General features: G+C 67.7%; 22 protein-coding genes. 16 read left to right on the top strand and 6 right to left on the bottom strand.

The window, feature by feature from the left end; genetic code table 11:
* Positions 1-12 precede the first annotated feature (12 nt).
* The 12 genes from HL653_RS02275 to rplS all read left to right on the top strand — a co-directional run bounded on the left by HL653_RS02275 (position 13) and on the right by rplS (position 10,059).
* On the top strand, positions 13-1,506 hold the full coding sequence (locus tag HL653_RS02275) for a circularly permuted type 2 ATP-grasp protein (RefSeq protein ID WP_171743070.1): 1,494 nt from the start codon (positions 13-15) through the stop codon (positions 1,504-1,506).
* Complete coding sequence (locus tag HL653_RS02270; protein ID WP_171743069.1) at positions 1,506-2,441, top strand: alpha-E domain-containing protein; 936 nt, start codon at positions 1,506-1,508, stop codon at positions 2,439-2,441. Before HL653_RS02275 ends, HL653_RS02270 begins: the two co-directional genes overlap by 1 nt.
* Positions 2,442-2,623: 182 nt before the next feature.
* Positions 2,624-3,439, top strand: a complete 816-nt coding sequence (locus tag HL653_RS02265) for a transglutaminase family protein (protein WP_171743068.1) — start codon at positions 2,624-2,626, stop codon at positions 3,437-3,439.
* A 199-nt stretch (positions 3,440-3,638) separates the two neighbouring features.
* The gene (gene ffh, locus HL653_RS02260) at positions 3,639-5,111 is read left to right on the top strand and encodes a signal recognition particle protein (protein ID WP_171743067.1); all 1,473 of its coding nucleotides are present in this window, start codon (positions 3,639-3,641) and stop codon (positions 5,109-5,111) included.
* A 137-nt stretch (positions 5,112-5,248) separates the two neighbouring features.
* On the top strand, positions 5,249-5,665 hold the full coding sequence (rpsP, locus tag HL653_RS02255) for a 30S ribosomal protein S16 (protein WP_171743066.1): 417 nt from the start codon (positions 5,249-5,251) through the stop codon (positions 5,663-5,665).
* A 92-nt stretch (positions 5,666-5,757) separates the two neighbouring features.
* A complete protein-coding gene (gene rimM, locus HL653_RS02250) occupies positions 5,758-6,225 on the top strand; it encodes a ribosome maturation factor RimM (protein WP_171746731.1) in 468 nt (155 codons plus the stop codon).
* Between the two features lie 30 nt (positions 6,226-6,255).
* Positions 6,256-6,552 (top strand): AbrB/MazE/SpoVT family DNA-binding domain-containing protein, encoded by a 297-nt coding sequence (locus tag HL653_RS02245; protein ID WP_171743065.1) that lies wholly within the window; start codon positions 6,256-6,258, stop codon positions 6,550-6,552.
* On the top strand, positions 6,549-6,941 hold the full coding sequence (locus HL653_RS02240) for a type II toxin-antitoxin system VapC family toxin (RefSeq protein ID WP_171743064.1): 393 nt from the start codon (positions 6,549-6,551) through the stop codon (positions 6,939-6,941). The genes HL653_RS02245 and HL653_RS02240 overlap by 4 nt, the downstream gene beginning before the upstream one ends.
* Positions 6,938-7,219 carry a hypothetical protein gene (locus HL653_RS02235; RefSeq protein ID WP_171743063.1) on the top strand — a complete coding sequence of 94 codons (282 nt, stop codon included), beginning with the start codon at positions 6,938-6,940 and terminating at the stop codon, positions 7,217-7,219. The genes HL653_RS02240 and HL653_RS02235 overlap by 4 nt, the downstream gene beginning before the upstream one ends.
* Before the next feature lie 50 nt (positions 7,220-7,269).
* Positions 7,270-8,778: a serine hydrolase gene (locus HL653_RS02230; RefSeq protein ID WP_171743062.1), complete on the top strand. Its 1,509-nt coding sequence runs from the start codon at positions 7,270-7,272 to the stop codon at positions 8,776-8,778.
* A gap of 164 nt (positions 8,779-8,942) precedes the next feature.
* Positions 8,943-9,671 (top strand): tRNA (guanosine(37)-N1)-methyltransferase TrmD, encoded by a 729-nt coding sequence (gene trmD / locus HL653_RS02225; RefSeq protein ID WP_171743061.1) that lies wholly within the window; start codon positions 8,943-8,945, stop codon positions 9,669-9,671.
* Between the two features lies 1 nt (position 9,672).
* Complete coding sequence (rplS, locus tag HL653_RS02220) at positions 9,673-10,059, top strand: 50S ribosomal protein L19 (RefSeq protein WP_171743060.1); 387 nt, start codon at positions 9,673-9,675, stop codon at positions 10,057-10,059.
* A gap of 467 nt (positions 10,060-10,526) precedes the next feature.
* Here the strand turns inward: rplS and HL653_RS02215 are convergent, their stop codons facing one another.
* The 3 genes from HL653_RS02215 to glpX form a co-directional block, all read right to left on the bottom strand.
* Positions 10,527-11,636 carry a hypothetical protein gene (locus tag HL653_RS02215; RefSeq protein WP_171743059.1) on the bottom strand — a complete coding sequence of 370 codons (1,110 nt, stop codon included), beginning with the start codon at positions 11,634-11,636 and terminating at the stop codon, positions 10,527-10,529.
* Positions 11,637-11,862: 226 nt separating this feature from the next.
* A complete protein-coding gene (locus HL653_RS02210; protein ID WP_171743058.1) occupies positions 11,863-12,729 on the bottom strand; it encodes an NAD(P)-dependent oxidoreductase in 867 nt (288 codons plus the stop codon).
* Between the two features lie 191 nt (positions 12,730-12,920).
* Entirely contained in the window at positions 12,921-13,841 is a 921-nt protein-coding gene (gene glpX, locus HL653_RS02205; RefSeq protein WP_216599997.1) for a class II fructose-bisphosphatase, read from the bottom strand.
* Between the two features lie 341 nt (positions 13,842-14,182).
* Here glpX and HL653_RS02200 point away from each other — a divergent pair, with 341 nt between their 5' ends.
* The 4 genes from HL653_RS02200 (at position 14,183) to HL653_RS02185 (ending at position 16,353) form a co-directional block, all read left to right on the top strand.
* Positions 14,183-14,620: a hypothetical protein gene (locus HL653_RS02200; protein WP_253717468.1), complete on the top strand. Its 438-nt coding sequence runs from the start codon at positions 14,183-14,185 to the stop codon at positions 14,618-14,620.
* Between the two features lie 89 nt (positions 14,621-14,709).
* Positions 14,710-15,267, top strand: a complete 558-nt coding sequence (locus HL653_RS02195; RefSeq protein WP_171743056.1) for a hypothetical protein — start codon at positions 14,710-14,712, stop codon at positions 15,265-15,267.
* Positions 15,268-15,333: 66 nt separating this feature from the next.
* Positions 15,334-15,894: a hypothetical protein gene (locus tag HL653_RS02190; RefSeq protein ID WP_171743055.1), complete on the top strand. Its 561-nt coding sequence runs from the start codon at positions 15,334-15,336 to the stop codon at positions 15,892-15,894.
* 66 nt (positions 15,895-15,960) lie between these two features.
* On the top strand, positions 15,961-16,353 hold the full coding sequence (locus HL653_RS02185) for a hypothetical protein (RefSeq protein ID WP_171743054.1): 393 nt from the start codon (positions 15,961-15,963) through the stop codon (positions 16,351-16,353).
* 154 nt (positions 16,354-16,507) lie between these two features.
* Here HL653_RS02185 and HL653_RS02180 read toward each other — a convergent pair whose 3' ends face one another.
* The 3 genes from HL653_RS02180 to hisC all read right to left on the bottom strand — a co-directional run bounded on the left by HL653_RS02180 (position 16,508) and on the right by hisC (position 19,964).
* Positions 16,508-17,800, bottom strand: coding sequence for a homoserine dehydrogenase (locus tag HL653_RS02180; RefSeq protein ID WP_171743053.1), 1,293 nt, complete (start codon positions 17,798-17,800; stop codon positions 16,508-16,510).
* Positions 17,801-17,949: 149 nt separating this feature from the next.
* Positions 17,950-18,858, bottom strand: a complete 909-nt coding sequence (locus HL653_RS02175; protein ID WP_171743052.1) for a prephenate/arogenate dehydrogenase family protein — start codon at positions 18,856-18,858, stop codon at positions 17,950-17,952.
* A complete protein-coding gene (gene hisC, locus HL653_RS02170) occupies positions 18,858-19,964 on the bottom strand; it encodes a histidinol-phosphate transaminase (RefSeq protein WP_171743051.1) in 1,107 nt (368 codons plus the stop codon). The genes HL653_RS02175 and hisC overlap by 1 nt, the downstream gene beginning before the upstream one ends.
* Between the last annotated feature and the right edge of the window lie 38 nt (positions 19,965-20,002).

Below are 20,002 nucleotides of genomic sequence, written 5' to 3'. Positions count from 1 at the left end.
CTCAGGAGCCCGATGTCCGTTCCGACCGCTTTTGACGAGATTTTCGGGAATAGTGGCGACCAGCCCCGCGCGGAATTCGCTGCGCTGGGCGCGTGGCTGGAAGAAACGCCGGACAGCGAACTGGATCGGCGGCAGCAGGCGGCCGAAGCGGCCTTCCGCCAGTTGGGCATCACCTTCGCGGTGTACGGCAATGACGACAGTGCCGAGCGGATCATTCCGTTCGATATCGTGCCGCGCATCTTCACCGCCACCGAATGGAGCCGGCTGAAGGAGGGCCTCGTCCAGCGGGTCGAGGCGATCAACGCGTTCCTCGCGGACATTTATGGCGAGCGGAAGATCCTCGCGGATGGCGTGCTGCCGCAGGAGCTGGTGCTGGCCAACCCGCAATTCCGGGGTTTCCTGTCCGGGCAGAAGCCGCCGCACGGCGTGTTCGCGCACATCTGTGGCATCGATCTGGTCCGCACCGGCGCCGATGAATTCTGGGTGCTGGAGGATAATGCCCGCACGCCCTCCGGCGTCTCCTACATGCTGGAAAATCGCGAGGCGATGCTGCGGCTCTGTCCGGAGCTGTTCCACCGCTTCAACGTCTGCCCGGTCGATCGTTACCCGGATCAGCTGCGCGATACATTGCGCTCGGTCGCGCCGCGCGGGCGCGGGTCGGAGCCGGTGTGCGTGCTGCTCACGCCCGGCCATTTCAACTCGGCTTTCTACGAGCACAGCTTCCTCGCCGATTCGATGGGCGTGGAGCTGGTCGAGCCCGCCGATCTGGAGGTGGACGACGATATCGTCTGGATGCGCACGATCGACGGGCGCGTGCGCGTCGATGTGATCTACCGGCGCATCGACGACGATTATATCGATCCGCTCGTCTTCCGCCCGGATTCGCTGCTGGGCGTGCCGGGGCTGATCGCGGCCTATCTGGCGGGCAATGTCGCGCTGGTGAACGCGCCCGGCACCGGCATCGCCGACGACAAGGCGATCTACAGCTACATGCCGGAGATCGTGAAATATTATTCGGGCGGCGAGGCGAAGCTGCCCAATGTGGAAACCTATCGCTGTCGCGAGCCCGGCGCGCTCCAGTACACGCTCGACAATCTCGAGAAGCTGGTGGTGAAATTGGTCGACGGATCGGGTGGCTACGGCATGCTCGTCGGCCCCACCGCGACGCGCGCGCAGATTGAGGATTTCCGCGCCGCGCTGAAGGCGGAGCCGCATCGCTACATCGCGCAGCCCACGCTGGCCCTCTCCACCGTGCCGACGCTTACGGAGAAAGGCATCGCCCCGCGCCATGTCGATTTCCGCCCGTTCGTGCTGACCGGATCGGACGGCGTGCATATCGTGCCGGGCGGGCTCACCCGCGTCGCGCTCAAGGAAGGCTCGCTGGTCGTCAATTCCAGCCAGGGCGGTGGCACCAAGGACAGTCTGATCCTGAGCGATACGCCCGAATGCCTCCTCCCCCCGCGTGGCGGCCAGAGCCAGTCGCAGGGGCAGGGAGGGCAGGGCTGATGCTCTCGCGCACCGCCGCCTCGCTCTACTGGATCGGCCGCTATGTGGAGCGTGCCGAATTCACCGCGCGCCTGATCGAGGCGACCGTCCGCCTCGATGCGCTGTCCGCGCGCCCGGCCGGCGCCACCGCGTGGGAAAGCGCGCTGCTGGTCGTCGCCGCCGATCAGGGTTTCGCGGCCACGGGCGTCGAGCTGAACCCGCGCAACGTCTCGGCCTATCTGACGCTGGCGGTGAACAATCCCAGCTCGATCCGATCCTGCCTCGATGCGGCGCGCTGGAACGCCAAGTCGGTGCGCACCGCGCTCACCCGCGATGCGTGGGAGACGATCAACCGCGCGTGGCTCGGCCTGCGCAACGTGACGGACATGGGCGATTTGCGGTCGGCGCTCGCCGTGATCGAGAAGATCCGCGCCGAGACGCGCGGCTTCGAGGGCGCGCTCCACCGGATGCTGCGCAACGAGGCCTATGCCTTTCTCGGCCTTGGCGCCGCGATGGAGCGGGCGGACAACACCGCGCGGCTGATCGACGTGAAATATCATCTGCTGCTGCCGGAGGGCGAGCAGGTGGGCGGCGTGATCGATCGCGATCAGTGGACGACGATCCTGCACACCGTCTCCGCCAACACCGCCTATCGCTGGCTCTATCATGACGAACTGAAGCCGTGGCTCGTCACCGACATGCTGATCCTGAAGTCGGAGCTGCCGCGCAGCCTGGCAGGCTCGGCGGACGAGGTGCTGGGCCACCTCGCCTTCATCGGCAGGCGCCTCGGCCGGCAGGGCGAGGCGGACCGTCTCGCCCGCCAGCGTCAGGCGATGCTGGCACGCACCAGCATCGACAGCGTCTTCCAGCAGGGTCTCCACGAATATCTGGAGGCCTTCCTCGTCGAGAATGCCCGGCTGGACCGCACCATCGCCGCGCAGTTCCGCTTCGGCTAAATCACGTCATCCCGGACTTGATCCGGGATCCCGCTTCGTCCTTCGCAACGTCGCGCCGAAGGTAGCGGGACCCCGGATCAAGTCCGGGGTGACGGAGATGGGCGCCATCTTTCTGTCAACGTCGCCGTCGGCCCAAACCCGCCGCTTGTCGAAAACGCGCGCGCTCGCTTACACCGCGACTCGTGCGTCTCTTCGTCAAACATCGCAGCGAATATCGCTTTTCGGAGCCGCAGGCGCGGCTCGTCCAGCTATTGCGCCTCACGCCCGGCAATCATGCCGGCCAGTCGATCGTCTCGTGGCGGATCGATGTGGATCGCGACGCGCGGCTGAAATCGTCGCGCGACGGCTATGGCAACGAGACGACGATGCTCTATCTCGACGGCCCGCTGGAGCGGATCGCGCTCGAAGTGTCGGGCGAGGTGCTGACCGACGATCGCGCCGGCATGCTGATCGGCGCGGTCGAGACGCTGCCGCCGGTCTATTATCTGCAGTCCACACCGCTTACGAAGGGGGACGAGGCGCTGGCCGATCATGTCGCCGCGCTGGGCCTTCCGGCCGATCCGCAGGCGCGCGCGCACGCGCTGGCCGAGGCGATCGAGGATCTGCTGGCCCCGGCCGAGGCCGATCCCGCGACCGATCACAGCGCCGCCGCGCGCTTCGCCGCCCGCGCCGCCGATCCGCAGGGCCATGCCCATGTGCTGATCGCCGCCGCCCGCGCGTTGCGCCTCCCCGCGCGCTATGTGGCGGGGCATCTCTATCGGCCGGATGCGCCGGAGGGCCATGCCGCGCATGGCTGGGCGGAAATCTGGGTCGATGGTTATGGCTGGATCGGCTTCGATTCGTTCGAGGGGCAATGCCCCACCGAAAGCTATGTCCGCGTCGCGATCGGGCTGGATCACCGCGAGGCCGCGCCGATTTCGGGCCTGCGCATCGGCGGCGGGCATGAGGCGCTGGCGATCGACGTCCATGTCGGCCCCCAGCCCGCACGGCAGGACTGAACGGGCCGGGGGGCTTGATCCGCCCGCGCGGAGAGGCGCGCTTGCCGCCACGGGCCGGATCGGCTATGCGGCCGCCATCCGTTCCTGACGAACGTGAGAATCCCACGACCTCCTCCTGATGGTGGCGTGGACGCTGGCTGACGAGGTTTCGTCCGCCGGCGTTTCTTGCGTTTCGGGGAGCCCTGGAGTGATGTGGCCTATGTTCGACAGTCTGAGCGATCGGCTTTCCGCGACGTTTGATCGTCTGCGCGGCCGTGGCGCGCTGACCGAAACGGACGTGCGCGAGGCGATGCGCGAAGTGCGGATCGCCCTGCTCGAGGCCGATGTCGCTCTGCCCGTCGTCCGCGAATTCGTCGACAAGGCGACCGAGGCGGCGGTCGGCCAGAATGTGCTGAAGTCGGTCACGCCCGGCCAGCAGGTCGTCAAGATCGTCCACGATGCGCTGGTCGAGATGCTGGGCGCGGAAGCGTCGGAGCTGCTGCTGGAGGTCACGCCGCCCGCCATCGTGATGATGGTCGGTCTGCAGGGCTCGGGCAAGACGACCACCACCGCCAAGATCGCCAAGCGCCTGAAGGAGCGCGGCGCGAAGAAGGTGCTGATGGCGTCGCTCGACGTCAATCGCCCGGCCGCGCAGGAGCAGCTGGCGGTGCTGGGCACGCAGGCGGACGTGCAGACGTTGCCGATCGTCGCCGGCCAGCAGCCGGTCGAGATCGCGCGCCGCGCGCTCCAGTCGGCGAAGCTGCAGGGCTTCGACGTGCTGATGCTCGATACGGCGGGCCGTCTCCACGTCGATCAGGCGCTGATGGACGAGATGAAGGCGGTCGCCGACATCGCGACCCCGCATGAAATCCTGCTCGTCGTCGATGCGCTGACCGGCCAGGACGCCGTCAACGTCGCGAAGAGCTTCACCGATCAGGTGCCTCTGACCGGCGTGGTGCTGACCCGCATGGACGGCGATGCGCGCGGTGGTGCGGCGCTGTCGATGCGCGCCGTCACCGGCCGTCCGATCAAGTTCGTCGGCACGGGCGAGAAGCTCGATGGCCTTGAGGCCTTCCATCCGGAACGCGTCGCCGGCCGTATCCTCGGCATGGGCGACGTGGTCAGCCTCGTCGAGCGCGCCGCCGAGACCATCAAGGTGGAGGAAGCCGAAGCGCTCGCCCGCCGGATGGACGAGGGCAAGTTCGATCTCAACGATCTGCGCTCGCAGCTCAATCAGATGAAGCGGATGGGCGGCCTCTCCGGCCTCGCCTCGATGCTGCCCGGCGTGAAGCAGGTGAAGCAGGCGATGGCCTCGGGCGCCGCCGACGACAAGCATCTGGTCCGGCTGGAGGCGATCATGTCCTCCATGACGGCGAAGGAGCGCGCCAAGCCGGAGATCATCGCCGCCAAGCGCAAGATCCGCATCGCCAAGGGCTCCGGCACGACCGTGCAGGAGGTCAACAAGCTCCTGAAAATGCATCAGGAAATGGCCGGCATGATGAAGAAGATGAAGAAGATGGGCGGCCTCAAGGGGCTGGCCAAACTCTTCGGCGGCGGCGGGGGTGACCTCAACGCCATGATGGAGGGCGCCGGGCTTCCGCCGGGCGGCCTCCCCAACATGCCGGGCCTGCCCGGCGGCGGAAACCCCCAGGGGCTCCCGCCGGGCTTCCAGAATTTCCTGAAGAAGCGCTGATTTAGACGACCAACCCAAACCCACTCGATCACTCTCGTCATCCCAGCGAAAGCTGGGATCTCAAGAAGCGGAATCACCGCCGAACGAGATGCCAGCCCTCGCTGGGATGACGGACCGAATATAAGAAGGAAGATCCCATGTCCGTTTCCATTCGCCTGTCGCGCGGCGGCTCCAAGAAGCGCCCCTATTACCGCATCGTCGTCGCCAACTCGCGTGCTCCGCGCGACGGCGCCTTCATCGAGAAGATCGGCACCTACAATCCGCTCCTCGCCAAGGATGACGAGAAGCGCGTCGTGCTGAACGGCGAGCGCGCCAAGCATTGGCTGTCGGTCGGCGCGCAGCCCACCGATCGCGTCGCCCGCTTCCTGGATGCGGCCGGCCTGAAGGAGCGCGCCGCACGCTCGAACCCGAAGAAGGGCGAGCCGGGCGAGAAGGCCAAGGAGCGCGCCGAGGAGCGTGCCGAGAAGCTCGCCGCCGCTGAAGCCGCCGCCAATCCGCCGGCTCCGGAAGCTCCGGCTGAAGAGGCTGCGGCCGAAGAGACGACCGAGGCCTGAGGCCCCGATCGGTGGCCGCCGCGTCGGACGGTCGCAAGGGCGCCGGGGCTTCGGCCCCGGCCGCATCTTCCGCTCCGCCTGCTGGCGAGCGGATGGTGACGCTTGCCGTCATCATCGGCGCGCATGGCATCGCCGGCGAATGCCGGTTGAAGCTCTTCACCGATGATCTGAAAGCCTATCCCGGCATCCGCGCGGGCGGGCGCGATCTGCGCCTGCTCTCGCTGCGCCACGGCGCCAATGGCGCGATCGCGCGCTTCGACGGCGTCGCGGATCGCAATGCGGCCGAGCTGCTGCGCGGCACCGAATTGTCGGTGCCGCGCTCGTCGCTGCCCGCGCTGCCACCGGGCGAATATTATCATATCGATCTGATCGGCCTGCCGTGCGTCTCCGATGCGGGCGAGCCCCTCGGCCATGTCGCCGCGGTCGAGAATTTCGGCGCCGGCGACGTGATCGAGATCGCGCGCGCAGGCGGCGGCACCTTCATGGTGCCGATGAACACGGATGCCGTGCCCGACTGGAACGGCGAGCGCCTCGTGGTGGACGCCGCCTTCGTCGCTTAGTATATACGCTCCGTATATACGGAGGCGGCGATGAGCGAAGAATATCGCGCGAAGGTCTTCAAGTCGGGCAATTCTCTCGCGCTCCGCCTGCCCAAGGCGCTCGGGCTGGAGGAAGGTGCGGAAATGCTGCTGCGCGAGGAGCGGGGCCGCTACATCGTCGAGCCGGTCGAGAAGCCCAAGCGCAAGATCAATCTTGAGAAGATCTGGGGCATCGGGAAGCATCTGGATCTGAAGCCGATCACGCCTGAAGATCGTGTGTTCGAGCATCGCCCCTTGCTCTGGGATGATCCCGAATGGGTTGCCTCGGTCACCAAGCGTGAGCCGTGAAATATCTCTTCGATAGCAACATCCTGATCGCAGCGATGATGGCGGGCGACACCCGCTTGCAGGCGCGCATGGCGGAGTGCGACGAGGGGGACATCGTGACGTCGGCCGTGGTCTATGCGGAGGTCGCGCATGGTTGCATGCACGGCAAGCAACCCGCGCTCGATTATCTGGATACGTTCGTCGAGGAGGTGGCGGTTCTCCCGTTCGATCGCGCCGCCAGCGTGGCCTATGCCCGCCTGCCGTTCGTGCGCGGAAGCTATGATCGGCTCATCGCGGCGCACGCGCTGTCGCTCGGCTTGACGCTGATCACCGCCAACGAGCGCGATTTCGCTGACGTCCCCGATCTCCAGGTCGAAAACTGGATGCTTCCCCCGGACTCGTCCGCATGACGCTCGACACCTTCTTCCTGCTGCTCGTGCCCACCTATCTGGTGCTGATCGCTTATGGTCAGGTCGGCGCCCGCAAGCGCCGACTAGCGCCGCGCATGCGGGGCATCACGGCGGCGATCCGGGTGATGCTGCCGCCGGTGGTGCTGATCGGGACGCTGGCGTGGGAGGGGGATACGGGGCTGTTGCGCGCATGGCTCCCGGTCGTGATCGGCATGGCGGTGGCGGGGGCGATCGTGGCGGCCGCCGTCGAAGTCGTCGCGCCCAGGGTGGGCGCGTGATCGGTGTGGCGCGAGGCCCTGTCGGCCATCATATAGGCAAAGGAATCAATATGTTGGCACGGTGCACGCTGCTTTTCGCGATGATGCTGTTCGCCGTCACCCCCGCCACCTCGGCGGCCCCTGAAAAGAACGGGCCCGACAAGGCTGCGCTGGAGGAGGTGGACCGCATCTTCGACACCTGGGCGATCGACGCGCATGTGCCGGGTCTGGTCTATGGCCTCGTCGTCGATGGCAAGCTCGTCCATGTGCGCGGCGGGGGCCTGCAGGATATGGTGGCGCGCAAGCCGGTCACGCCCGACAGCCTGTTCCGCATCGCCTCCATGTCCAAGGCCTTCACCGCGCTGGCGATCCTGAAGCTGCGCGACGAGGGCAGGATCGTCCTCGATGCGCCCGCCGAAACTTACGTGCCGGAGCTGAAGGGCTGGACATACCCCACCGCCGACAGTCCGAAGATCACCGTCCGCAACCTGCTCACCCACTCGGCCGGCTTCGTCGAGGACAATCCCTGGGGCGATCGTCAGCAGGTGATGCCGGAGGCGGAGTTCACCGCCGTGCTGAAGGCGGGCGTGCCGTTCGCGCGGGCACCCGGCCTCGGCATGGAATATTCGAACTTCGGCTATGCCACGCTCGGTCGGATCGTCTCGAACGTGTCGGGCATCCGCTACGAGGAGTATATCCGCAAGACCTTCATGGTGCCGCTCGGCATGGCCTCGTCCGGCTACGACATCTTCGCCGGGCCGCAGGGGCGCCGCGTGATCGGCTATCGCTGGCAGGACAATGGCTATGTGCGCGAGCCGGACATGAAGGACGGCGCGTTCGGCGCGATGGGCGGCGTCGAGACCAGCGCCCAGGATTATGCCAAGTGGGTGGAATTCCTGCTGTCGGCCTGGCCCGCCCGCGACGGCGCCGACACCGGCCCGGTCAAGCGTGCGACGGTACGCGAGATCGTCACCGGGGCGAACTTCGTGGGCGCGGGCATGCGGAACGCGGCCTATGGCGGCGCGCCCTGCCGGCAGGCGAGCGCCTATGGCATGGCATGGCGGGTGATCGACGATTGCGATCTGGGTCGCGTCGTCACGCATACGGGTGGCTATCCCGGTTATGGCTCGGTCGTGATGCTGCTGCCAGACAAGGGCGTCGGCCTGTTCGCCTTCGCCAGCAAGACCTATGCGGGCGCCTCGCTCCCCGCCTATCGCGCGATGCTGGCGCTGAACAAGGCGGGCGTGCTGGCCGCCGATCGCACGATGCCGGTCAGCGGCGGCCTTGCGACCGCCTATGAGGCCGCGCGCGCCGTGTGGCGCACCGGCGGGATCGAGGCCGCGCCCGTCGCGAACAACGTGCTGATGGATCGCGACGCTCCGCGCTGGAAGACATTGGTGGAGGGGCTGAAGAAGGAGGTCGGCACCTGCGACGCGGACGCGGCGATCACGCCCGTCTCGGCGATGGAGGGCAAGTTCGTCTGGACCTGCGAACATGGCCGCATCGCCGGCCGCGTCCAGCGCGCGCCCACGCCCGAGGTGAAGCTGCAGGCGCTGGAATTCGCGGTGCAGGCGCCGTGAGGGTGAGGGGCTAGCACGAACCAAAGACCCCGTTCGTCCTGAGCGAAGTCGAAGGACGTGCCGCAAGCGGCCCGTTCGAAGCCCGTGCTTCGACTGCGCTCAGCACGAACGGAGTATGGCGGGGGGCTCCTCAGGCCTGACGTAGGGCGGTAGAGGCCGTCGCCATGTTCTCCGCCACCGTCCTCACCCTCTACCCCGAAATGTTCCCCGGCCCGCTGGGCGTGAGCCTGGCCGGGCGTGCGCTCTCGGAGGGGAAGTGGTCGCTCGATGCGGTGCAGATCCGCGATTTCGCGACGGACAAGCATCGCTCGGTGGACGATACGCCGGCCGGCGGCGGCTCCGGCATGGTGTTGCGCGCCGATGTGGTGGCCGCCGCGATCGATGCGACCGCGCAGCCCGGCGTGCCCCTGCTCGCCATGACGCCACGCGGCGCGCCGCTCACGCAGGCCCGCGTCCGGGCGCTGGCGGCGGGGCCGGGCGTGGCGATTCTCTGCGGCCGATTCGAGGGCTTCGACCAGCGCCTGTTCGAGGCGCGGCAGATCGAGGAGGTTTCGATCGGCGATTATGTGCTGTCGGGGGGGGAGACGGCGGCGATCGTGCTGCTCGACGCTTGCGTCAGACTGCTTCCCGGAGTAATGGGCGCCGCTTCGAGCGGAGACGAGGAAAGCTTCGAAAGCGGCCTCCTCGAATATCCGCATTATACCCGACCGCAAATGTGGGAGGGCCGCACGATCCCCGAAGTGCTGCGATCGGGGGATCATGCGGCGATCAAGGCATGGCGCCAGTCCATGGCCGAGATCGATACACGGCTAAGGCGGCCGGATCTTTGGGAGCGCCATATCGGCGCTCGGGTCCAGTCGCCCTCTGGTGCGCGGCAGAAGAAGGACGAATGAGATGAACCTCATCCAGCAGCTCGAAGCCGAGCAGATCGCCGCGCTCACCGCCAAGCGCCCGATTCCGGAATTCCGCCCCGGCGATACGCTGAAGGTCGGCGTGAAGGTGGTCGAAGGCGAGCGCACCCGCGTTCAGTCTTATGAGGGCGTGTGCATCGCGCGCTCGAACAAGGGCATGGGCTCCTCGTTCACCGTCCGCAAGATCTCGTTCGGCGAGGGCGTCGAGCGCGTTTTCCCGCTTTATTCGCCGAACATCGATTCGATCGACGTGGTCCGCAAGGGCGTCGTCCGTCGCGCGAAGCTCTATTATCTGCGTGGCCGCACCGGCAAGGCCGCTCGCATCGCCGAGCGCCGCGACAATCGCGAGAAGGTTTCGGTCGAGGCGTAAGCCTCCGATCCCTCGGGATATGCAAGCGCCCGCGAGCCGAGAGGTTCGCGGGCGTTTTGCTGTGCGCGGTAGATCGCCGCGGAGCGGCTATGCCTTTCTCCTCTGCGTCTCCGCGTGAATCCAATTTTTGTTCACGCAGAGACGCAGAGAGAGAAAAAAGGGGGAGAGGTTGGCCCTTCGGGCCGGAATTTCGGGGGTGCAGGGAGGTCGTGGGTCGAAAGGGGCTTTCGGGGCGGGACGGTCCCGAGGGCCGTCGACCGCTCCGCTCTCGGGGCCGTTAGGCGGCGAGAATCGCTCCGACCACCAGCGCCTGCGCGGCAACCGCGATCAGGAGGGCGGTGGCACCTTCGAACTTGAACACGAGACTTCTCCACTAGTGCCGCAGGAATGGTGCGGTGCAGGCCACATAGGGAGCGATCAATTCATCGCAAGTAAGAAACGGTTCGTCGGAGATGCGTGAAATGCAATCACGCACTCAACAAGGAAATCAGATATTTAGCGGAAATGGCCGGCGCCTTTCCGGAGGTGTCGCCCAGCGCATTTTCGGCGAAAGATTGTTGCAGCGCCGCGTAGTGAGAATGTCGTTTCGTGGCGTCGTCCAGCGCGGCGGGCAAAGCGGCGAGATCGTCGATCACGTCGCCACAATTCCAGAAATCGTGATCGTCGGTCGCACGCCAGTCGATTTTCTGCGCGTTGAGGAACAGGCACGGGCGCGGTCGGACCATATATTCCACCACCTGACTCGACGTATCGCCCAGATAGAGGTCGGCCGCCGCCGTATAGCTGCCGTCCACCATCGCGAAGCTGTCGAGATCGGCATGGATGTGGGGCAGGTGGGAAACGCCCGCCAGCACTTCGCGCAGGCCGGGGTCGCGCTCCACCAGCCGCTGATGCGGCGCGAGGATCACGTTGAAGCGCGTCTGCTCGGCCAGGTGCCCGACGATCTGGCGGCCCCACTCCCACCAGGAGGAGCGATGCCGCTGCCAGTGCGGCGTATAGAGCAGGATCGGCCGTGCCTCCGGGAAGAGATGGGCGGCAGGCGTGCGGTGACGGAAGCTGGCCTTGATATAGCCCGTCACCACGATGCGCTCGGGGCGCACGCCATGGCGGATGAAGGCCTGCCGCTCGGTCTCGCTCGGCTCGAACAACAGGGTGGCGGCGCGCTGGCGGGGATCGCTGCGCGCGTTGATCGATCCGGCGCCGTGCGCGGTCCGCACGAAGCGGGTGGGGTGGAAGGAGAGCGCGCGGGGGATCCACAGGCTGGTCTGCTCGGCGCACACCGCCACGCGCGTGCCCAGCAGCAGCGGGGCGAGACGGGCCAGCATCGGGATCTTGGCGGGGAGGGGCGGGTTGGTGCCCGCCGCCAGCCCCGGCAGGGGGCGATAGCCGGGCGCACGCCGCAGCCGCATCGAGGGATAGGCCCGCGACCAGCGGCTCAGCATCTCCTCGTGGATCGAGGTGGACACCCACAGATCGATCGGCAGATCGGGTGCGGCCTCCGCCAGCGCCTCCGCGATCGGCCACAGATGCGGGATCAGCAATGTCTCGCCGAGGAAGAGGAAGGCGACCTTGTTCACCTGTCTCTCCTAGCCATTTGGTTTGCGACCGCCATCTTCCCTCACGCTGAGTAGGTAGAGCGAAAAGCCATGGCGATCCTCCTATCTCCGTCCGTTCTGAGCGAAGTCGAAGAACGTGCTGCTAGCGTGGCGTGTGAGGCCCGTGCTTCGACAGGCTCAGCACGAACGGGTCAGATATGGCGGGGCCTCATCGATCGGAGCGGAGGGGGTGCGTCAGGGATTGAGCCTACAGCCCCGCATTGTCGCTGATCGCCTTGCCGATCGCGGCCCAGTCGACATCGTCGCCCTCGCGCCCGATCGTCTGCAGCAGGTGATCGCGGATCACGCCCAAGAGCGGCATCGGCACGCGCGCGCCGCCCGCCGCCTCGGCCACGAGGTTCATGTCCTTCAGTCCGAGCGGCGCGGGGAAGCCCGCCGGCCGATATTCGCCGGCGATCAGCGCCGGTCCGTAATTCTTGTACACGGGCGCACCGAACAGGGTGCCGGTCAGCACATCGAACAGGGCCTGCTTGTCGAGCCCGTTCTTGGCGGCGAGCGCCATCGCCTCGCCCATCGCCTCGATCGCGGACATGATCATGAAATTGCCGCACAGCTTCACCAGGTTCGCGGCGGGCGCCTCCGCGCCGACGACGAAGATTTTCTGCCCGATCGCGTCGAAGATGGGTTGCGCGCGTGCGATGCTCTCGGACGCGCCGGCGGTGACGACGCTCAATTGCGCGGCGGCGGCGGCGGGCGGCCGTCCGAACACCGGGGCGGAGATATAGAGGTCGCCCTGCGCCTCGGCCAGCCGGCGGGCGAGGGCGAGGCTGATCGTGCTGAAGCCGACATGCAGCTTGCGGGGATCGGCCGAGAGCAGGCCCTCTTCCCCAAACGTCACCGCCTCCACGCCGCGATCGTCGGCCAGCATCGTGCAGACGATCTCGGCTTCCACCGTGGCGGCCGCCGGCGTGGCGGCCAGCGTCGCGCCCTCCGCGACGAGCGGCGCGGCCTTGTCCGGAGAGCGGTTCCAGACGATCAGATCATGCCCGGCCTTCAGGATATTGCGCCCGATCGGCGCACCCATATTGCCGATGCCGAGAAGCGCGACGCGCATGAGCCTGTCCTTTCAGAGCGAGGATAAGGCTGGCGGGATCGTCAGCCGGAAGGAACGTCGCCTTGAAACGGCAGGTCGGGGTGGCTGTTCCGATCCACCCCGATCGCCTGTCTTCTGTGGGGGCGGCGCGGCCGGCTCCTCCTGGATGGGGAGCGGGCCGGCGCCGGTCATCCGCGTCAGCGGATCGGAGCTTAGCGCCGATGCTCGCCCTTCACGCGGCGGACCGTGCCGGAGCTGGCGCGCATCACGATGCTCTCGGTGGTGATCACGCCCTTGCGGACCTTCACGCCTTCCAGCAGCGAACCGTCGGTGACGCCGGTGGCGGCGAAAATGGCGTCGCCCTTCACCAGATCTTCCAGCTCATAGATCTTGTCGAGATCGGTGACGCCCCACTTGGCGGCGCGGCCGCGCTCGTCATCGTTGCGGAACAGCAGCTTGCCCTGAAACTGGCCGCCGACGCAGGCCAGCGCCGCCGCCGCGAGCACGCCTTCCGGGGCGCCGCCCGAGCCGAAATAGATGTCGATCGTCGTGTCGGGATCGGTGCAGGCGATCACGCCCGCGACGTCGCCGTCCGGAATCAGCATGATGCCGACGCCCAGCGCGCGCAGCTCGGCGATCAGCGCCTCGTGGCGCGGGCGATCCAGCACGCAGGCGATGATCTCGTTCGCGGCCACGCCCTTGGCGGCGGCCAGCGCCTTGATATTCTCGGTCGGCGTCTTGGTGAGGCTGACGAGGCCCTTCTCATAGCCCGGCCCGATGGCGAGCTTTTCCATATAGACGTCGGGTGCGTTGAGGAGGCCGCCTTCTTCCGCGATCGCCAGCACGGCCAGCGCGTTCGGATAGGCCTTGGCGGTCAGCGTCGTGCCTTCCAGCGGATCCAGCGCGATATCGATCTTGGGGCTGCCGGGCGAGGCCTTGCCCACCTTCTCGCCGATATAGAGCATCGGCGCCTCGTCGCGCTCGCCCTCGCCGATCACGACGGTGCCGTCGAAATCCAGCTCGTTGAAGGCCTTGCGCATCGCCTCGACCGCGACATGGTCGGCCGCCTTCTCGTCGCCACGACCGACGAGCGAGGACGCGGCGATCGCCGCAGCTTCGGTGACGCGCACCATTTCGAGAACGAGAACGCGATCGAGCGCCTTCGAAGCGGTTACTTCCACCCTTTTACTCCTCACTGCCGGAATGAGACCGGGATAGGGCGGCCATGTTACCTTGTCGAGAAGGGCTGCGGGCAAGTCATGGCTTGACCGGCTCGCGGCGGCGCAGGAAAGTGCCGGAATGCACCGGATCGCCGCCTTCTCCCAACGGCAAGCCGCCCCGTTCGAGGGCGCGCGCGCGATCCTGTGTCCGGGGCTTTCTTCCTAAAGCTCCCGCCACCCTCCCGCCGCGACGCGCCCGCCTTTCCGGCGGATGCGGTCGCGCGCGCCGCCGGACCCCGTTTTCGGAGACCGACATGAGCCATTTCTATCCCGATGACGCCGCGATCGCGCGGCTGGGCAACGCCTTCCTCGATCGCACTCTGCCCAAGGCGGAATGGACCCACGCCGCCCATTTCGCGACGACCCTGTGGCTGATCGCCGCCCGCCCGGAGATCGTGGCCGAGCGCGACATGCCCGCGCTGATCCGCGCCTATAATGCGTCGGTCGGCGGCGTGAACGACGATCACACCGGCTATCACGAAACGATCACGCAGGCCTCGATCCGGGCGGCGCGGGCATTCCTCGTGGAGAGGCCGCACGACGAGCCTTTGCATGAGGCGGTCGACGCACTGATGGCGGGCCCGCTCGGGCGATCCGACTGGCCGCTCGCTTATTGGACGCGGGAGCGCCTGTTTTCGGTGGAGGCGCGGCGCGGCTGGATCGCACCGGATCTTCCGGCGTTTCCCTTTTGACGTCGGACCGCCGGAATTTGGACGTCATGTTTCGGGCTAATTCAGCCTGGGAGGTTCAGGGTTCGGCCGATGATGTCGAGGTCCAACAGGTGAGTCGGTTCGTCCCGCTGCTGATCGCGCTGATCGGGGCGTCGCCCGCGCTGGCCAGCGTGGCGGGGCCGCCCGTGCCGGTGGTGCCGAAGCAGACGCCGTTCCAGCAGGCGGTGGCCTTCGCGCATCGCGACGATCCGATCCCGCCCGCGCCCACGCCCGTCTCCTGCAAGAATGCCAAGGGCGAGACCAGCACGGCCTGCGGCGTGAAGGATGGCGCGCGGCCGCCCTCGATTCCCTGTCGGCGCAAGGACGGCGAGATCGTCGTCTGCGCGATCGTCGGCCGCTCGCCGGATCGCATTCCTTTGCCCGACGAGCGCGGGCCCGCGCACCATCCCGGCGAGTTCGCGCGGGCCGATGTCGGGCAAGGGCCGTTCCCGCCAAGGCCGGGCATCACGCTGATCACCTTCGGCATGAGCAAGGCCGTGAAGATGCGCAACGAAACGCTGAAGATGATCTACGCGCAGGAGGCCGCCGAACAGGCTGCCGCCGATCGTGCCGCCAAACAGGCCGAGGTGGATCAGGCCGTGATCACGGCAGCCGCCGCGCCCCGATAAGGCCCGCACTTTCGAATCGCGCTTTTCTGCCTCATGCTGGGGATGGCTTCGAAAGGGCGGTGCGCGATGCGGATGGTCTGGGTCACGATCGCGCTGCTGATGACGGCTCCGGCTTTCGCCCAGACGGCGGGGCCGCCGGTCCCGGTCGAACCGAAGCAGAGCCCGGCCGAGCAGGCGATTTCCTACGCGCATCGGGACGATGCGCTGCCCCCGCCGTCCCCACCCGGCCAGACCTGTCGCAAGGCTGACGGCTCGATCAGCACGGCCTGCGGGGTGAAGGAAGGCGCGCGGCCGCCCGATACGCCGTGCCATAACAATGCGGGCGAGATCGTCGTCTGCGGGGTCACCGGCCGGTCGCCCGAGCGCATCCCGCTGCCGGACGAACGCGGTCCGGGCTCCCATCCCGGCGAGATCCGGCAGGCCGATGTCGGGCAGGGACCGTTCCCGCCCCGGCCGGGCACCACGGTCGCGCGCTTCGGCATGGGCAAGACGGCAAAGACGCGGAATGCGACGCTGAAGATGATCTACGAACAGGACGCCGCGAAGCAGGCGGCCGCCGCCAAAGCGGCGGGCGATCAGGGCAAGGCGGATCAGGCCGAAGTGCGTGCGACGGCGCCTCCGCAATAAGGCTTTGCTCTATCGAGCGCCCATTTTCTGCGCCATGCTGCCCACGGATTCGGAAGGGCGCGTGCGATGCGGATGGTAGCGGTGACGATCGCGCTGGTGTCGGCAGCCCCGGCGTTCGCGCAGACGGCCGGTCCGCCGGCCCCCGTCGCCGCCAAGACGACCCCGGCCGAACAGGCGATCGAGGCCTATCAGAAGAGCGAACAGCCCCGTGCCGCGCCCGTGCGCTGCCGCAGCCGGGGCGGCGGCGATACGGTCACGGTCTGCGGCGTGCGCGAAGGCGCCCGCGCGCCCCTGCCGAACGATCAGAGCATCCGCGACGGATCGCGCACCGCGATCGGCGAACTGCCGTCCACGGCGGGCATCCGCTACACCAATCCGGTCGGCATCATGCCCCGGACGGGCGCGCAGGTGACGCTGCGGGGCGACGGCAAGATCACCGGCAAGGGCATGGGCCAGTAAGCGGGTAAGCGGGCAGTCCGCGAAGCGGAAAAGCGGTTTTTCTTTTCGCCTCTCCTCTTCGTCTCCGCGTCCCGCGTCTCTGCGTGAACAAAAAAATGGGTTCACGCAGAGACGCGGAGACGCAGAGAAAGAATGAGAGGCCCTGCGGGCGGCCTCAGGCCTCCAGAATGTGCATGAGCATCGGCTGGCCGATCACGCTGGGCGAGCCTTCCAGTTTCTCCAGCGCATGCGCCACAGACTGCTCCGGGCCTTCATGCGTGACGAGGACGATCAGCACGCCGCCGTCCGCCGCCGGGCCGCGCTGGATCAGGCTTTCGATCGAGACGCCGGCATCGCGCATCGCGGCCGTCAACTCGGCCAGCACGCCCGGCTTGTCGACCACGGTGAAGCGCAGATAGGCGCGCCCGCGCCGTTCGCCCGCAGGAGCGGCTGGCAGGTTGGTGAGGCTGGCGACGGGCATGCCGAAGGCCGGGCCATATTCGCCGCGCGCGATATCGACCAGATCGGCCACCACCGCGCTCGCCGTCGGGCCCTCGCCCGCGCCGCGACCCTGGAACAGCAGCCGGCCGACATAATTGCCCTCGGCCACCACCGCGTTCAGCGATCCGGTGACGTGGGCCAGCGGATGATCGACCGGCACGAGGCAGGGGTGGACGCGCTGGAACAGGCCCTTCGAGGTCGCTTCGCCCAGGCCGACGAGGCGGATCTTGTAGCCGAGCGCCGCCGCCTCGGCGATGTCGGCCGCCTTCACGTGGCGGATGCCGGTGATCGCGACCGCATCGAAATCCACCGTCGCGCCGAAGGCGAGGCTGGCGAGGATCGAGAGCTTGTGCGCGGCATCGACGCCGTCGATGTCGAAGCTGGGATCGGCCTCGGCATAGCCCAGCGCCTGCGCCTCGGCGAGGACGTCGCCGAAATCACGGCCCGCGCTCTCCATCGTCGAGAGGATATAGTTGCAGGTGCCGTTGAGGATGCCGAAGACGTGGTGGATCTCGTTGGCGGCAGCGCCCTCGCGCAGGCCCTTGATGACGGGGATGCCGCCCGCGACGGCCGCCTCATATTTCAGCGCGACGTTTTTCGCCTCGGCAGCCTGCGCCAGCTCCAGCCCGTGATGCGCGAGCATCGCCTTGTTGGCGGTGACGAAGCTCTTGCCGGCGGCGAGCGTCGAGCGCGCCAGCGTCAGCGCCGGGCCGTCCGATCCGCCGACCAGCTCCACCACCACGTCCACATCGTCGCGGTCCGCAAGTTGCGTCGCATCGTCGACCCAGGCGAAGCGACCGAGATCGACGCCGCGATCGCGCGTCCGGTCCCGCGCGGAGACGGCGGTGATCTGGATCGCGCGACCGGCGCGGCGCTCGATCAGGGCGGCGTTCGCGTCGAGCAGTTTGACGACGCCGGCGCCGACCGTGCCGAGGCCGGCGAGCGCGATGCGGAGGGGGTTGGTCATGTCAGAGAACCTTCAATCCGTTTGTCCCGAGCGAAGTCGAGAGATGGGAAGCATCGAGCGAAGCCGAGATGCGGGCTGTGCAGGACGGCCCTCTGCTACGCTCGGTCCTGCGGCCCCTCGACTGCGCTCGGGACCAACGGGAAGAGATCTTATTCATGCGAACGCCCGAAATCGGGCCGCGCATCGTCCTGGCCCTGCTCGATGATCGAGCGGCGGATGGCGCGCGTGCGCGTGAACAGGTCGAACAGAGCATCGCCGTCGCCCCAGCGGATCGCGCGCTGCAGCATCGTCACGTCCTCGGTCAGCCGCTGGAGGATTTCCAGCACGGCCTCGCGATTGTTCAGGAACACGTCGCGCCACATCGTGGGATCGGAGGCGGCGATGCGCGTGAAATCGCGGAACCCGCCCGCCGAATATTTGATCACCTCGCTCTGCGTCACTTCTTCCAGATCGGAGGCGGTGCCGACGATCGAGTAAGCGATCAGGTGCGGCACATGGCTGGTTACGGCCAGCACCAGATCGTGATGGCGTGCATCCATGATCTCCACCTGCGCGCCGAGCTTTTCCCACAGCGCCGAGACGCGCATCACGGCGGTGGGATCCGTGTCGCCCTCGGGCGTGAGGATGCACCAGCGGCCCTTGAAGAGCGTCGCGAAGCCCGAATCCGGCCCGCAATGCTCGGTGCCGGCCACGGGATGGCCGGGCACGACGACATTGTTGGGGAGCGCCTCGCGGATCGCCGTCCCCACCGAGACCTTCGCGCCCCCCACGTCGCTGATGATCGCATCGGCGGGCACATCGGCCGCGATCGCCTGCGCGGCCGCGCCCATCGCACCCACCGGCACGCACAGCATCACCAGATCGGCGTCGATCGCGGCGGTGCCGGCGGTGTCGGCGATATCGTCGCACAGATCGATTTCACGAGCTCGGGCGCGGACGGCGGGATCTGCATCATAGCCGGTCACGCGCACCGTGGGCATCGTCGCGCGGATGCCGCGCGCGATCGAGGAGCCGATCAGGCCGAGACCGAGAATGGTGACGCGGGCGAAAGGCAGCATCAGGCGGCTTTCGCCTCCGCCACCATCTCGCGCAGACCCGCCATCACGCCCCGCATCGCCTCTTCCTCGCCGATCGTGATCCGCAGCGCATGGGGCAGGCCCTGCCCCGGCAGCCAGCGCGTGGCGAGCCCGCGCGCCATCAATCCTTTATAGGCGGTCTCGGCCGAAAGCGGGCCTTCGAACAGGACGAGGATGAAATTGGCCTTGCTCGGCACGGCGCGCAGCCCGGCATTGCCGAGGCTGGCGATTTCCTGTGCGAACCAGCCGCGCCACTGATCGTTATGCGCCTTGCTGGTCGCGACGAAGTCCATGTCGCCCAGCGCCGCGATCGCCGCGTCGAGGCCGCCGGTCGCCACGTTGAAGGGCGCGCGGATGCGCTGCATCGCGTCGATCACCGGCATCGGCCCATAGCCCCAGCCGATCCGCCCGGCGGCGAGGCCGAAGATCTTGGAGAAGGTGCGCGTGACGATCACGTTGCTCTGGGTGCGCGCCAGCTCCAGCCCGCCATCCTCGTCCTCGGCGTCGAGATATTCGGTATAGGCCTGGTCGATCACGAGCAGGCAATCCTTGGGCAGCCCGGCATGCAGCCGCGCCAGCTCGGCCCGGCTGGTATAGGTGCCGGTGGGATTGTTCGGATTGGCGACGAACACGACGCGCGTCTTCTCCGTCACGGCCGCCAGCAGCGCGTCCACGTCGGTCGCATAATCCTTGTCCGGCGCCTCGACCGGCACCGCGCCCACGCGCCGCGCCGCGATCGGGTAAACGGAGAAGCCGTAGCGCACGTACAGCACTTCGTCGCCGAGGCCGGCGAAGGCGCCCGTGGCCAAGTGGAGGACCTCGTCCGATCCGGTGCCGTGGATGATCCGGTCCGGCTCCAGCCCGTAATGGCGGCCGATCGCCTCGCGCAGCGCGATCGCCGCGCCATCGGGATACACCTGAAGGTTCTGCGCGGCCTCGGCGAAGGCGGCGCGCGCGGCGGGGCTGGTGCCCAGCGGATTCTCGTTCGAGGACAGCTTGGTCATCTTGCGCCCGTCGTCGCTGGTCGAGCGACCGGGGACGTAGGGGGCGATTTCGGCGATCCAGGGCTTGGCGACGGGGGCGTTCATGGCCGGGCCTTAGAGCGTCATGGCCGGAGGTGGAAGCG

Origin of the sequence: Sphingomonas sp. AP4-R1 (genome assembly GCF_013113735.1) — a bacterium.
Taxonomy (GTDB): Bacteria; Pseudomonadota; Alphaproteobacteria; order Sphingomonadales; family Sphingomonadaceae; genus Sphingomonas_I.
This window is presented reverse-complemented; position numbering and strand designations above follow the sequence as displayed.